Consider the following 14,186-nt stretch of genomic DNA (forward strand, 5'->3'; position numbering starts at 1 on the left):
AAAATATTCTTATTTTGCCGAACAGTTTTCCTGCTCCATACGTTACTGTTCACTACGTTCACAGTAACCTCCATACGATAGATACTTTGATTATATCATACTTCCCAACTTCCGTCACCTGTCCGTTACAAAAATGTTAAATTCGCGTTAACTTTACAAAAAGAAGAGTTTTGAAATACTGTTTTTGTATCTCAAAACTCTTCCTTTGTGTTTATGGTTCTTTATTGTCCATCTTTCTGGTAGTAGCTTCCAATTCCTGGATCAGGTCTTCCAGCGAAAGCTCCTCTTCCCCTTTGATCAGTTCATCAGGGATATCATCCAGATTATCCTCTTCAATCTCCAGCTCCATGCCGGCCACATTGCTGAAGCCTTCATGACTGTCGGAAGAAGTATGATCCGGTGTATCCTCGTCCATATTTACTTTCTCCACATGTCCGTCCTGCTCACTCTCTGAATCAAGCGTTGCCGCAAGCTCTGCGATGGCTTTCTTTCTTCTGAGAAGTTCATATTCATCATATTCGCTGTCATACTCTTCTTCCAGACCTTCATCTCTGACTGTCTTATCCTTCTTGATCAGGATAAATGCGATCAGATTCAGAACACCCGTATAAAGCAGATCCACAGGCAGACTTCCCAGTACAAGTACAAATACCAGTGATACTCCCAGAAGCACCCATACATTGTTCATTGCAGGAAGCATCAGGATGTATAAACCATTCATAATGATCATGATCGGATAATGGAAGAAATAAATTCCCATTGTATGTCGTCCCACATAGGTGAGCGGCAGTTTGATGTCCGGCACTAACGCAAGCATCGTATAGACCACTACGAAAGATACCAGATACATCAGCAGTCTGAGGATCACTCCCTGAGGATCCGTCAGGCCACAGAGCTGATATCCATGATTACCTCGGAAAATAGCGATTCCCATTTCATTTGGGATCATATAATTCGGTATCGCCCACAAAAGGACTCCGGAGATTGCCACCAGGATCCATTTTCCCTTAAATTTACGGATTGCTGTAATATATTCACTCTTCCAGAGATACCCCGCAACAAAGAACGGGAAAAATACCACGATTCTTGATGATGACAGGAATGTGGTAAATTCCGGTCTGGTTCCTGCCCATAATGCGAACAGGATACTGAGCGGAACAATAAATCTGATCTTACCCAGGGCCTCAATGGTAAGGCGGTAAATAAACAGTGCCAGTATATACCACATGACACTTCCGGTAGGACGCAGTATCTCATAATCTACAGATCTGCCCAGCCATATCTGTGAATACCAGGTTAAGGTATATCCCAGAACATAAGGGATCAGCAGGTTCTTAAAATTCTTCAGCACATTCTGAGGTTTCTTTGACAGATATCCTGAAATAAAAACAAATGCAGGCATGTGAAAAATCGTGATCGCATACCACACATATCTCACTACAGTGTCTACCTTTACAAGGTTAAATGCAATAATATGGTTAAATACTACCAGAAAGATAAGCAAAACTTTAATGTTATCGATCAGGCAGGAGTACGGCACCGCCGCTCTCTCTTTTTTTATTTTCATGTTTAAGTACTATCCTCTAATCATATTTCTGACTTCTGCTGTGTGAACATACAACCCCATTCTGCCAGATTCTTCAGATGACCGGCAGACAAAAAACGCACAGCAATGTAACGGGCAATTAACCGCAAAGTCATATTTACTGCAACAAGCATAACATATTTTTACGATTTATGGAATAGAAACTTAACATTTCGGTCAATGGAAATATTTTGTTACTGTTCACACACCACTATCCCGCGAGGTGTTTTGGCATGAATATGCCAAAATCCCGAGACATACAAGCCAAAATTCCATTGCCGCAGGCAATCTGGAATGAATTTTGGCTACGTTACTGTGAACGAAGTGAACAGTAGCAATATTTCCATATTCCATGTACAGCATAAGAACAGAAAAAAATACAGCTTCTGATCCTGCCGTAACCGGCGTATCTATAGACATTGTAAGTCATGGCTGCTGATTTCAGTTTGTTTCTGGATTTGCCGCCTTCGCTGAGACGATATTTCAGATAGGGTTTGTTGATTCCGGCAGCACAGCCGTATTTTCGCAGGATTTTCAGCCAGGTGATATAATCCTCATGGCTGTCGTCATGCTCCATGGGAAATTCACGCGCCACATCCCTTCTGAGTATTACCGAAGAACAGTTGATGCTGTTATGTTTCAGAAGTTCTCTGTAGGTGATCTTCTCTTTTACAGGGATTGTCCGTCCTGTACTGCTTCCGTCCGCGTTCATCAGTTCCCGCCCTGTAGAACACAGCACGTATCCTGTCTCTTCCAGACGTTTCAGCTGTTCTTTCAGCTTGCCTGACTCCCACCAGTCATCTGCATCCAGAAAAGCAATGTAGGTTCCCTGTGCCAGCCCGACTCCTCTGTTTCTGGAGCCTGCAGCTCCCATATTCTGTTCATTCTTAATATACCGAAAGTCCTCTCTGCCCTCATAGGCAGACAGGACTTCCTCTGTATGGTCTGTAGAACCGTCATCGATAACCAGAAGTTCCAGCGAAACTCCCTGTTCATAGACGGATTCCACAGCCTTTCTAATATATTTTTCTCCGTTGTAAACCGGCATGATCACAGATACCAGCGGTTTATTCATTGTCATTCCTCCGTTTTATTCTCTGACACTCCGACGTTTTTCCCGGAATCCTTCAACGCATTTACCTGTCTGTCATCTACTCCCTCAGATACTTCTTTCTGGAAAAAGATTTTAACTGTCATAAAGATCAGCTTGATATCCAGCAGGAAGGAATAATTCTCAATATAAAACAGATCCAACTTTAATTTGTCATAAGGAGTTGTATTATACTTACCGTAGACCTGCGCATATCCGGTAAGACCTGCTTTAACTTTCAGACGATAATAGAATTCCGGAAGCTCTTTCTCATACTCAAGCATGATACTTTCACGTTCCGGACGCGGACCTACCAGAGACATATCTCCCTTAAATACATTGAAAAGCTGAGGAAGCTCGTCCAGATGAAGATTTCTCAGCACATGACCTACCGGTGTGATACGGGAATCATGCTTGGATGCCAGTCTTGCACCGTTTTTCTCCGAATCTACGCACATACTGCGGAATTTACAGATCTTAAAGGGCTTTCCACCCAATGTCAGACGGTCCTGAAAATAAAACACCGGACCTCTGTCGTATGCTTTTACCGCAATCGCTATGATCAGCATGATCGGTGAAGTGATTATAATGCCGATCCCTGAGATCAGAATATCCATAACTCTCTTTGCAGCACGCTGGTCTACTGCCAGTCCCATATTTCTGGATACCAGAAGCGGTGTGTCAAAAAGATGGATGCGTTCACTTCCCATAAGAATGATATCCGAAATCTTCGGACTCACATAGCATCGGACAGAATGTGCAAAACAGTATTTCAGATAACGGTTTCTCTCTGTTGAATGCAGATCCCAGATGATCACGCCGTCATAATCCTGCATCATCTGATGGATTTTTTCTTCTCCCACACTGATGTGTACCTTGCCGCTAATGTCATATTTGTCCTTTCGGGAATTCATCTTATGGATCAGGTCGTCCCCCGGATCCCGGTCACCGTAAATGACCAGAAGCCGGCGTGCGCGGTAAAGTCCGGAATAGATATACCTTGAACCAAATATCCAGATAATGATCAGCACCAGCTGTATTCCTGTCATCTCGATCATAGGCCATACGCTCAGGAACCACCTGTTGATCAGGGTGATCTCCAGATATTCCACCACATTGGTACACAAAAGTGCCAGTGTCAGCGAATAAAATACATCAATCCTCTTAAGATATCCAACCTTAAGTCCTCCGTACAATTTGGCAAACAGGGCAAACATCAGACCGTAGATTGCGATCAGTACCCAGTTACCTTTGCGCCAGAAAGGCTCGTCGATCTGTCCTCTGTAAACGGAATACCACACCCATGCAAAGACCGCCGCCTGTGCCAGAACCACCAGACTCGCCAGACAAAATACGATAAATCGTTTATAATCTTCTCTTTTACTCACGTGATAACCTCTGTTTCTCTGTAACTGTTGTTACTGTTCATTGTTTTCACAGTTACGTTTCTTCAAATCTGTTACCGTTTGCTTCGCTCACAGCAACATAAATTCTTACCTATTATAGCGTAAGAATTATTATACGTCCACCTGTTTCACTTAAATTTATACAACTAAAGTAATTCCAGTTACTGTTCACACACCACTATCCCGCAAGGTGTTTTGGCATGAATATGCCAAAATCCCGAGACATACAAGCCAAAATTCCATTGCCACAGGCAATCTGGAATGAATTTTGGCTATGTTACTGTGAACGGAGTGGACAGTAACTAATTCCAGGTTACTGTGACCTTTACTCTCTGATGGATTGGATTGTCTGCAGTACTCCGTAGAATTAATAAGAATTCATATATCAGCATAATTTACATATAACTGCAGCCTCCCGTCTTACAATTCCACTCGATATTTGTATATAATGTATATTTTTTCGTCGATTTTACTTGACTTGTAGCGAAAATTTTACATATTTTTTTCAGAAACCTATGGAAAAATGTCAGGAAAAAATGTATAATATTACCTAACAAATGAAAGCGAGGGTTCACTATTATGAAACAAAATAGTATGTTGGCCATGATCCTGGCCGGCGGTCGTGGCAGCCGTCTGCATGATCTTACCAATAAAGTGGCAAAGCCGGCCGTTTCATACGGCGGTAAATATCGTATCGTAGACTTTCCTTTAAGTAACTGTGCCAACAGTGGCGTTGATGTTGTAGGTGTACTTACACAGTATGAATCTATCCAGCTGAACAGTTATGTGGCAGCCGGCGGACGCTGGGGTCTTGATGCCAAAGACAGCGGTGTTTACGTTCTTCCTCCACGTGAAAAAGCAGATGAGAATCTGAATGTATACCGCGGAACTGCAGATGCAATCTCCCAGAATATTGATTTCATTGATAAATTTGATCCTGAATACGTTCTCGTTCTTTCCGGTGACCATATTTATAAAATGAACTATGACAAGATGCTTGCAGCCCACAAAGAAGCAAAGGCAGATGCAACCATCGCAGTTATCGGAGTTCCGATGAAAGAAGCAAGCCGTTTCGGTATCATGAATACTGATGAATCCGGACGTATCGTAGAATTCGAAGAGAAACCTGAGCATCCGAAGAGCAACCTTGCATCCATGGGTATCTATATCTTCACCTGGAAACTCCTCCGCAAGATGCTGATGGCTGATATCAAGAATCCGGATTCCAGCCATGACTTCGGTAAGGATATCATCCCTACTATGCTTAACGATAACAGAACTCTTTATGCATATAAATTTGAAGGATACTGGAAAGATGTTGGTACCATCGACTCTCTCTGGGAAGCAAACATGGATCTGTTAAGTTCCAAGAATGAACTGGATCTGGGTGATCCGTCATGGAAGATTTATACAGAAGATGTTACCGCACTTCCACAGTACATCAGCGCAGAAGCAGATGTTAAAGATGCATATATCACACAGGGCTGTGCTGTTCAGGGCGAAGTTAAGCATTCCGTTCTCTTTACAGGTGTTAAGATTGGTGCAGGTGCCAGAATTATCGACAGTGTACTGATGCCGGGTGTTGTTGTAGAAGAGGGTGCCGTTGTTCAGCGTGCACTTGTAGCTGACGGTGTCCGCATCGGTAAAGGTGCAGTTGTCGGTGCCGCAGACAGTGAACACATTGAGCTTGTAGCGAAACGCGTAAAGGGGGCAGAATAATATGTATAAGGCATTTGGAATCGTAAGCTCTTCCGGGAGAAATATTTATGTAGATGGTATGCAGGATTATCGCCCGATCGGTGCGTTTTCTTTCCTTGGCAGATACAGAGTCATTGACTTCCCTATCTCCAATATGACCAACAGCAACATTGAACGTATTCAGGTCTATATCAATAATAAACCCCGTTCTGTTGTAGAACATCTTGGAACAGGACGTCATTACAATATCAACTCCAAGAGCGGCAAACTTCAGCTTCTCTTCTCGGAGCACAATAATGACAATGATATTTACAATACTGATATCTCCTGCTATCTGGACAACATGGAATCCCTCAGCAGAATGAATCATCCGTATGTTGTCATTGCCCCGAGCTATATGGTTTATTCAATTGATTTTGACCAGTTTTTACATACACACATTGAGTCCGGTGCAGATGTTACTCTCCTTTATCACGCTGTTGATAATGCAAAAGAGGCTTATCTTACCTGTAATGTTCTGGGACTGAACCGCCAGAAAGGTGTGGAATCCATCGAACCGAATCATGGTAATAAGAAGAATCAGTATGTTTATATGGATACCTGTGTTATGAAAACAGAGCTTTTCATCAGCCTTATCAAAGAAGCCAAGAATCTTTCTTCCATGTATACACTGGCAGACATCCTGAATGATAAATGCGAAACTCTGGACATCCGCGGCGTTGCACACAAGGGATTCTTTGCAAGCATTACAGACTTCCCAAGTTACTATGCTGCAAACATGGCTCTCCTTAATTACAAGTCAGCTCAGGAACTTTTCCATGATAACTGGCCAATCTATACACGTACCAATGATTCCTGCCCGACTCAGTATTTCAATACTGCAGATGTGAAGAATTCCGTAATCTCCAACGGCTGCCAGATTGAAGGTACTGTTGAGAATTCCGTAATCGGTCGTGGATGCGTCATTAAAAAAGGTGCTGTTGTAAGAAACAGTGTTGTTCTCGCTGAAGTTACTGTAGGTGAGGGTGTTCACGTAGAGAATGAAGTAGTCGACAAATGGGCGAAACTTGTTCATAAAAAAGAAATCGTTTCCCCGGCTGAACAGCCTGGTTATATCAGAAGAAATGATACTCTGTAATTAATGATTAATTAGATTAAATGCAAAGCCCCCGAAAGTAGTCACTTCCGGGGGCTTTGTTTGTATTTATTTAAATTCCATACTCTGATGATCTGTCTTGATTGCATTATTTTGTGGAATTGCTATATATAACATTTCAGGTAGATATACACAATTTGTCTCATCCAAATTTATAAGATTTCACAAATTCTTCACATTTTCCTCTTGCATTTTATTTTTAGCGTGTTATAATACAGCTGTAACAAAGATAAAGAACAAACAACTGAATACTCAAAAATACTTAACACCACCTGGAGCATTTCGGATGCTCATAAATTAAAGATAGTGTCAAGCGTGTCACCTCAGCTGTAAAATGGAGGAAAAGTCAAATGAATACTTTAAAAGCTGAAAAAAGAACAATGGACACAAAGGCCAAAAGATTAAGAAGAGAAGGCTACGTTACAGGTAACGTATTTGGCAGAGAAATGGAAGGTTCTCTTCCTGTTAAAATCGAGAAATCTGCTGTCGAGAAACTTCTCAAGACAAGTAACAAAGGAAGCCAGATTATGCTGGATGTAGATGGTCAGTCATATGACGTACTGATCAAAGAGATCCAGTTCAATCCGTTAAAAGGACAGGTGGATGAAATAGATTTCCAGGCACTGGTAAGCAACGAGAAAGTACATTCCGTAGCAGAGATCGTACTTGTAAACCACGACAAACTGGAAGCCGGTGTATTACAGCAGCATCTGGAAGAAATCTCCTTCAGAGCTCTCCCATCAGCACTGGTAGACAAAATTATGGTAGATGTCGGTGACATGAAAGTCGGCGACGTAATCAAAGTCAAAGACCTCGCCATCGCCCAGGACAAAGATGTAGACTTAAAGACAGACCTTGAAGCTGCAGTTGTATCCGTAGCCGCCGTTCACGTAGACCCGGCTCTGGAAGCTGAAGAAGAGGCTGTTGCCGAAGAAGAAGCTAAATAACATAATATCTCTTTTAACATTTATTCAGGTACGCCCAGAGGCGTACCTGAATTTTTTTTAATAATTGACCTTTCCAGATACCTGCACTATTCTGTTCCCGTACTATTCTTTCTCTTGCTCCTGCTCCAGCAGCCTGAATGACAATTCCAGATAAAAAATTTCCTCCGGATCATCCAGCTCAGACTGCAGGATTTCCTTAATCCTGTCCAGCCTGTAAAGAAACGTACTGCGGTGGATAAACAATTCCCTTGCCGCCTGGGTTGCACTGAGATGCTGCTCCAGATACACTCTCAATGTCTCCATGTACTGAGTCTGATTCTCCTCATCATGCTTCTTCAATTCCAGCAGCCCTTCATGACAGATCATTGTTCCTGGCAGTCTTCTTGTTGCCTGTTCCAAAATATAAGTCAATGCCACCTGACCGAAATAATGAATCCACAGATAAGGCTTCTTACGGCTTCCTACATCCAGAGCCGTCTTCGCCTGCACATACTGCCGTCTCAGACTCATATGTCCTGTCATCACCCTGCTGTATCCGGCTTTCAGATAAGTATCCCTGATAAAATAAACCAGTTTTCCGGCTACTTCCTCCTGGCTTTTTCCAAGTCTGGTAAGGTCAAAAAATGCCACAATTTCATCCTGATAAAGAAAACTCACAGAATCCTCAAATTTCTTCTTAATATATCGGCAGATTGCCTTTGTGGAAAGATTCTGCTGATTCAGATAGGTAATCTGCAGGATCAGGCACATATATTCATGATTTCCACTCCATCCCAGTTCACTCAGTTCTCTACTCACCTGCATATAATCCGCAGTTCTGTCCGACAAAATCCTGACAAAAATCTGCTCCATATCCCTGTCCGGATCTTCTTCCTCCGCTTCATGCACAAGCAAATACTCCAGTTTCTCCACCAGAATATCCAGTACACAGATAACTCTCAGTGTAATCTCTGATCTGCACTCAGTCAAAACCAGCCTGTGAGTTGCTTTCCCATCCACAAACAGATTTCTGTTCATCGAACGACATCCACTGATGTAAGCCGGAAACATCACATATTCATGCGTATCTGCCATATCTCGATAAGTCTCATTCTGCAAAAGTGCATTTACATATTCCATATTCAACCCGTCATCTGTATACAGCTGCGCCCTCGGCGGCAGATACTCGCTTCCCGCTTCCGCCACGAAGGCAAAATCCAGTCCTGTTACAGTCATCGGATTCTGCAGAAATTCCGATGTCACCTGCAAAAGCCTGTCCATTCCGGCATGTTCTAACATCAGATTATGAATCTTCCGTTCCCATTCATCAGCCGCATCAAAAATCTCCTGCACATCATTCATAAATTCTGCTATTTCTTCCAGACTATCAAGTGCAATATGAATATACGGAATCTGCTGAAGCTCTTCTGATGCGGCATCAATTTCCTCTCTCCCACAAAATACCCAGAGTATATTTTCAGCAGTCAGAACTGCCGATTCCCACTCTTTGTCATATCTCTGTACCACATAAACATGCCCATGTCGAAATGTTTCTTTTTTTTCATAACACAAAAAAGGGCGCAGATATCCGTCTGAACCGGATAAAGTTCCCCTTTCCGTAATTTCATATTTCTCTTTTATTTTTTCATATAAATAAACTGATGACAGCTGCAAGTCTACAATCCTCCTGTCACATAATTGAAGCACCTATTTTACCAGTCAATTCTATAGCAATTTAACTCACACTATGTCTTTCTCATACGCACCTGTCAGCCCGGTTCTCACACAATAAACGTCTTCGCAACTTCCACAGCCTCAATACAGTTCTCCGTATAGGCATCTGCTCCCATATTCTTCGCCAGCTGCTCCGTTACTGCACCTCCACCAACCATAATCTTAAATTTATGCTTACTGTTGCTTCGTTTCAGAGACTTCACCACCTGCTCCATCTCCGGGATTGAAGTACTCAAAAGCGAGGAGATACACACGATCGACACATCAGGATTCTGCTTCACTGCACGCAGAAACTGCTTCTCAGAAATATCCACTCCCAGATCGATCACCTTAAATCCGGCACTACGAAACATGATCGCAACCAGATTCTTACCTACATCATGCAGATCACCTTCCACCGTTCCAAGGATCACAGTTCCGATATTCCTCCTGCCAAACTGCGAGTCCTGTTCCTCCAACAATTCAAAACCCTTGCGCACACTTCGGGCTGCTGCCAGAATTTTAATAATATCCGCACCATTGGATTTGTAATTCTCCCCCACTGTTCGCATAGCCGGAGTCATGGCCTCTTCCACAATCCGCCCTGCAGGAATATGCTGCTTCAATGCCTCCCTCACCAGCTTCTCTGTCTCCCCCGGATGTCCGTCTTCAATTGTTTTTCTTAACTGTTCCAGTACTGTCATATCCTCAAGCCACCCTTAAACCTTCTGCCAAAAATCCCCCGCCCTGCGGCGAAGGATTTTTTGTTTTTTCAAACACGCTCTGCGCTTTCAATATCTGTATTTTATCATAGCTCACTGTTATTTACAACGAAAACTGACTTCCCCTTCCACAATCTCCACAGAGAATGTTACTGTTCACTTCGTTCTCAGTAACACGCTTCGCGATGCACAGAATTTATGCTAATCGCATAAATTCGCGCGGTATATCTCGGGTTTTCTGTGACCTTCGCTCACAAAAAACACCTCGCGGGATATTACCAGTCAACAGTAACCAGAGAATTTACTTGATTTAAATCAAGCAGATATTCGTAATCCGCTTCGCTACACCAAATAACTGCTTCGCAGGGGACTTACTTGATTCGGCTAAAATATTATTCCAGAAGGTAACAACTCGTATAAGCAATCGTACAATCCCCATAATAATACTGTAGCTCATTGGCCTGACAGACCTGTGTTACCAGCATCCCGTAAGCCTCCATCGATGAGAAAGCCTGTTTCGGAAACCTGCATGGAGCATCCGGATAAGTACAGACCTTACATTTCGTACAGCATCCCGCACCAATCGCCAGCATATCCGGATAAATCTCCCGAAGTTTCTTCTCAAATTCCACAAAATACTCCTTATGTCTGGCTTCCGTTTCCATCATTCCCTCGCCATCAAAAACATCCTCCAATTCACCAACTGTCTGAACAATAATCCCATACTTATACTGCCGGACTTTCGCTTCACATTCCTCAAGAGAGCCACATCCCGGAGGACAGCTCCAGCATTTATCATACTTATGACAGGTATCTGCTGCACACATCTGTCGAACCTCCGGCTTCAGCTCAATCGTATCACAATCCAGCAACACCACATGCGAAAACCCCTGCTCCATTCCCATTTGCTCTATTTTTTTTATATCCATAATCTAACCCCTTACTCTCTTGTATAATCTATAGCAACCTCATCAGGCAGATAAAATTATCCTCTTTGCGCCTCAGTTCTGCACCGAATAACTGCTCCGCAGTTTATCAGAAGAACTCTGCACTTCTCAATAATTCAATCAGGCGGATAAAATCATTCACCTGTCTCAAATCCCAGTTCATCAATAAAATGATCCTGAAAATCAGCCGAAGCAGCCAGCTCAACGAATTCAATCTTTCTCACCAGCTCATCCATCTCCAGCATTTCCTTCTCATTCACAAGTGCGATCTTCGCACCCTCACCAGCAGCGTTTCCCACTGGTTTCACTTTCTTCACAAGCGTCGCCGGAAGCAAGCCAATCTTCCCGGCACTGACCGGATCCATATAGTTGCCAAAAGCACCTGCAATATATACCGAACAGATATCATCTTCTGTAATCCCAAGCCGCTCCATAAGCATCTGAATTCCCGCTGCAATCGCAGCTTTCGCAAGCTGAACCTCTCCGAGATCCTTCTGCGTCAGATAAACCCCTCTCTCATTACCGCCCCGCTCTGGCGGTACCAGAATAAACACACTTTGCTTCTCCTGTCCGCTTCTCAGCACACCATTCTCATCCAGCATTCCAGCATCCAGAAGACCCGCCACCAGATCGATCAATCCCGAACCACACAAACCAACCGCCGGCTTATTCCCAACAGTTGTATAGTTCCACTTCCCATCCTCATACTTCACATGATCCACAGCCCCGGCCGCGCCACGCATTCCACACTCAATCTTCGCACCCTCAAAAGCAGGCCCGGCCGCAGTAGAACAGGTCACCATCCGCTCCCTGTTTCCCAGAACCATCTCACCATTCGTTCCAATATCGATCATCAGAGAAATCTCTTCCTGCTGATCCTGCCTGATAGCCAGCAGACATCCACAGGTATCCGCTCCCACATATCCTGCAATATCCGAAAGCATGATCAACTCTGCACGCTCCTGCACAGCCAGACCATAATCCCCCGCATTCAGCACCAGCCTCTCACTCACAGCCGGAGTATAGGGCGCATGTACCAGCGAAGCCGGAGAAATCCCCAGAAACAGATGATGCATACAAGTATTTCCCACAACACACACCTGAAAAACATCCTCTCTCCTTATCCCTGCATCCTCTGCCAGACTTCCCAACATCTCATTAACCGCTTTCCGAACACACATACTTAACGCTTCTGTTCCATGCTCCAGCGCATAATTCGCCCGCATGATCACATCCGCACCATACTGCGCCTGCGGATTCATCCTGCTCTCAACTGCCAGAGTCCTCCCATCCGCACCATCCAGCAAATACCCCGCAATGGTAGTCGTCCCAATATCAAACGCTGCCAGACACCTCCGACCAGCTTCCTTCCTCATTTCCAGAATCCGCCGTCTACTGTAAATCACATACCATTCATCAGAATCCCTGCGCATCCCATACAATTCACCCGCCAGCTTCAGATCCACCTCCATCTGCCCCGGCTCAACCTCACCATCTGTCTCCGCCAGCGTATCCAGCAGCCTCTGCCAGTCCGACCGCTTCTCCCCTGTTTTCGCCTTCTCCAGCTCAACCTGAGCCATCCGTAGTCCCGGTTCAAACACAACTTCTCTGTTAAATCCATCCGTCAAAATCTTTTCATTGCCAGCCCTGTCCAATGTCTCCACTACACAAGTCTCACCTTCACCAATCCGAATCTGACACGCCTTAACAACTTCACCATTAATCTTAACCAGACACTTCCCACATTTCCCCAGACCGCCACAAGGCGCATCCGGCCTCAAACCCGCCCGAATCTCAGCTTCCAACACAGACATCCCGACATTCACTTCTATCTCAATCCCTTCACGCACAAACTTAACCCAAGCCATAAAAACCTCCCACATATCCAATCATCACAACAACCAACAGCCAGCTCAGAAAAATATTTTATTTCATGTGCATTTGCAGGGGTCTTAGATATTCTTAGCTCTCAGAAATCTGCGTTATGAGCAGACTGTATCACTGTCTGAGCGAAGTTTGCAACGGAGCGAGTTTGAGAAGGCTGCTCATGCCTTTAGCAGATTTCTGAGAGGTTAGAATATCTTAGCCCCCGAAACCGCACATGAAATAAAATATTTTTCTGAGCGTCCCCTTTTTTCCATTATAACACACTCCCAAAAATCCCAAAATACACGAAAGGACCACTCCCCAGAGCAGTCCCCTCATAATATTTTCATGTTATACTAAACCCGCACAAGCAATCAGATCAAGCCGCCAACTTCTTAGCCAGTGACGCCGCACTAGCCGCATCATCAGAATATCCGTCAGCACCAATTTCCTCAGCAAAAGCTTCTGTAATCGGCGCTCCGCCAACCATAACCTTAATATTACCTCTGAAATCCGCCGCATTCAACGCCTCAACAGTCTCCTTCAGAGCCGGCATAGTAGTAGTCAGCAGCGCAGAAAGAGCAATGATCTTAACATCCGGATTCTCTTTATAGCACTCAATAATCTTAGCCGCCGGAACATCGACTCCAAGATCGATCACCTCAAATCCGGCACTCTCGATCATCATGGCAACCAGATTCTTACCAATATCATGAAGGTCACCGGAAACCGTAGCAATGATAACCTTACCAAGTGCACCTGTAGAACCAGATGCCAGATGCGGTTTCAGAACCTCAACACCTTTCTTCATAGCACGAGCTGCAACCAGCATCTCCGGAACAAAGATCTCACCATTTTTGAATTTCTCACCAACTACAGACATCGCACTGATCATACCATCATTCAGAATCGCAACCGGATCATCACCCTCATCAATGGCTTCCTGTACAGCCGGTCCTACTAATTTCGCTTTCCCTTTTTCAACTAATTCCGCAACTTCATTTATCTTAGACATAATCAAATCCTCCTGTTATTTCTCAATTTCAGATTCCAACCACTTAATTCATTTACACAGTT

Annotated in this window: 11 protein-coding genes; 3 read left to right on the forward strand and 8 right to left on the reverse strand. The window is 43.9% G+C overall.

All coding sequences use genetic code 11. The annotated features are described in order from the left end of the window. Positions 1 to 211: 211 nt before the first annotated feature. The 3 genes from I4V44_RS08245 to I4V44_RS08255 all read right to left on the reverse strand — a co-directional run bounded on the left by I4V44_RS08245 (position 212) and on the right by I4V44_RS08255 (position 4,063). Positions 212 to 1,567, reverse strand: coding sequence for an acyltransferase family protein (locus I4V44_RS08245; protein WP_055054127.1), 1,356 nt, complete (start codon positions 1,565 to 1,567; stop codon positions 212 to 214). A 328-nt stretch (positions 1,568 to 1,895) separates the two neighbouring features. Then, positions 1,896 to 2,660, reverse strand: a complete 765-nt coding sequence (locus tag I4V44_RS08250; RefSeq protein ID WP_119241261.1) for a glycosyltransferase family 2 protein — start codon at positions 2,658 to 2,660, stop codon at positions 1,896 to 1,898. Positions 2,661 to 2,662: 2 nt separating this feature from the next. Next, positions 2,663 to 4,063, reverse strand: a complete 1,401-nt coding sequence (locus tag I4V44_RS08255; protein ID WP_118614574.1) for an exopolysaccharide biosynthesis polyprenyl glycosylphosphotransferase — start codon at positions 4,061 to 4,063, stop codon at positions 2,663 to 2,665. A gap of 597 nt (positions 4,064 to 4,660) precedes the next feature. Between I4V44_RS08255 and I4V44_RS08260 the strand changes: the two genes are divergently transcribed. The 3 genes from I4V44_RS08260 to I4V44_RS08270 all read left to right on the forward strand — a co-directional run bounded on the left by I4V44_RS08260 (position 4,661) and on the right by I4V44_RS08270 (position 7,882). After that, entirely contained in the window at positions 4,661 to 5,800 is a 1,140-nt protein-coding gene (locus I4V44_RS08260; protein ID WP_118566937.1) for a glucose-1-phosphate adenylyltransferase, read from the forward strand. 1 nt (position 5,801) lies between these two features. Next, positions 5,802 to 6,917 (forward strand): glucose-1-phosphate adenylyltransferase subunit GlgD, encoded by a 1,116-nt coding sequence (glgD, locus tag I4V44_RS08265; protein ID WP_022380244.1) that lies wholly within the window; start codon positions 5,802 to 5,804, stop codon positions 6,915 to 6,917. 368 nt (positions 6,918 to 7,285) lie between these two features. Beyond that, positions 7,286 to 7,882: a 50S ribosomal protein L25 gene (locus I4V44_RS08270; protein WP_118759333.1), complete on the forward strand. Its 597-nt coding sequence runs from the start codon at positions 7,286 to 7,288 to the stop codon at positions 7,880 to 7,882. 102 nt (positions 7,883 to 7,984) lie between these two features. Here the strand turns inward: I4V44_RS08270 and I4V44_RS08275 are convergent, their stop codons facing one another. The 5 genes from I4V44_RS08275 to I4V44_RS08295 all read right to left on the reverse strand — a co-directional run bounded on the left by I4V44_RS08275 (position 7,985) and on the right by I4V44_RS08295 (position 14,124). Then, positions 7,985 to 9,535 carry a PucR family transcriptional regulator gene (locus I4V44_RS08275; protein ID WP_207744238.1) on the reverse strand — a complete coding sequence of 517 codons (1,551 nt, stop codon included), beginning with the start codon at positions 9,533 to 9,535 and terminating at the stop codon, positions 7,985 to 7,987. 107 nt (positions 9,536 to 9,642) lie between these two features. Beyond that, the gene (locus I4V44_RS08280) at positions 9,643 to 10,278 is read right to left on the reverse strand and encodes a cobalamin B12-binding domain-containing protein (protein ID WP_055054123.1); all 636 of its coding nucleotides are present in this window, start codon (positions 10,276 to 10,278) and stop codon (positions 9,643 to 9,645) included. A gap of 410 nt (positions 10,279 to 10,688) precedes the next feature. Continuing rightward, positions 10,689 to 11,225 (reverse strand): DUF2284 domain-containing protein, encoded by a 537-nt coding sequence (locus I4V44_RS08285; RefSeq protein WP_022381148.1) that lies wholly within the window; start codon positions 11,223 to 11,225, stop codon positions 10,689 to 10,691. A gap of 152 nt (positions 11,226 to 11,377) precedes the next feature. Continuing rightward, on the reverse strand, positions 11,378 to 13,111 hold the full coding sequence (locus tag I4V44_RS08290; RefSeq protein ID WP_243102267.1) for an ASKHA domain-containing protein: 1,734 nt from the start codon (positions 13,109 to 13,111) through the stop codon (positions 11,378 to 11,380). A 377-nt stretch (positions 13,112 to 13,488) separates the two neighbouring features. Beyond that, entirely contained in the window at positions 13,489 to 14,124 is a 636-nt protein-coding gene (locus I4V44_RS08295) for a corrinoid protein (RefSeq protein WP_008705414.1), read from the reverse strand. Positions 14,125 to 14,186: the final 62 nt, after the last annotated feature.

Source organism: Blautia sp. 1001283B150304_161114_C9 (genome assembly GCF_015668165.1).
GTDB classification, from domain to species: Bacteria; Bacillota; Clostridia; order Lachnospirales; family Lachnospiraceae; genus Blautia_A; species Blautia_A wexlerae.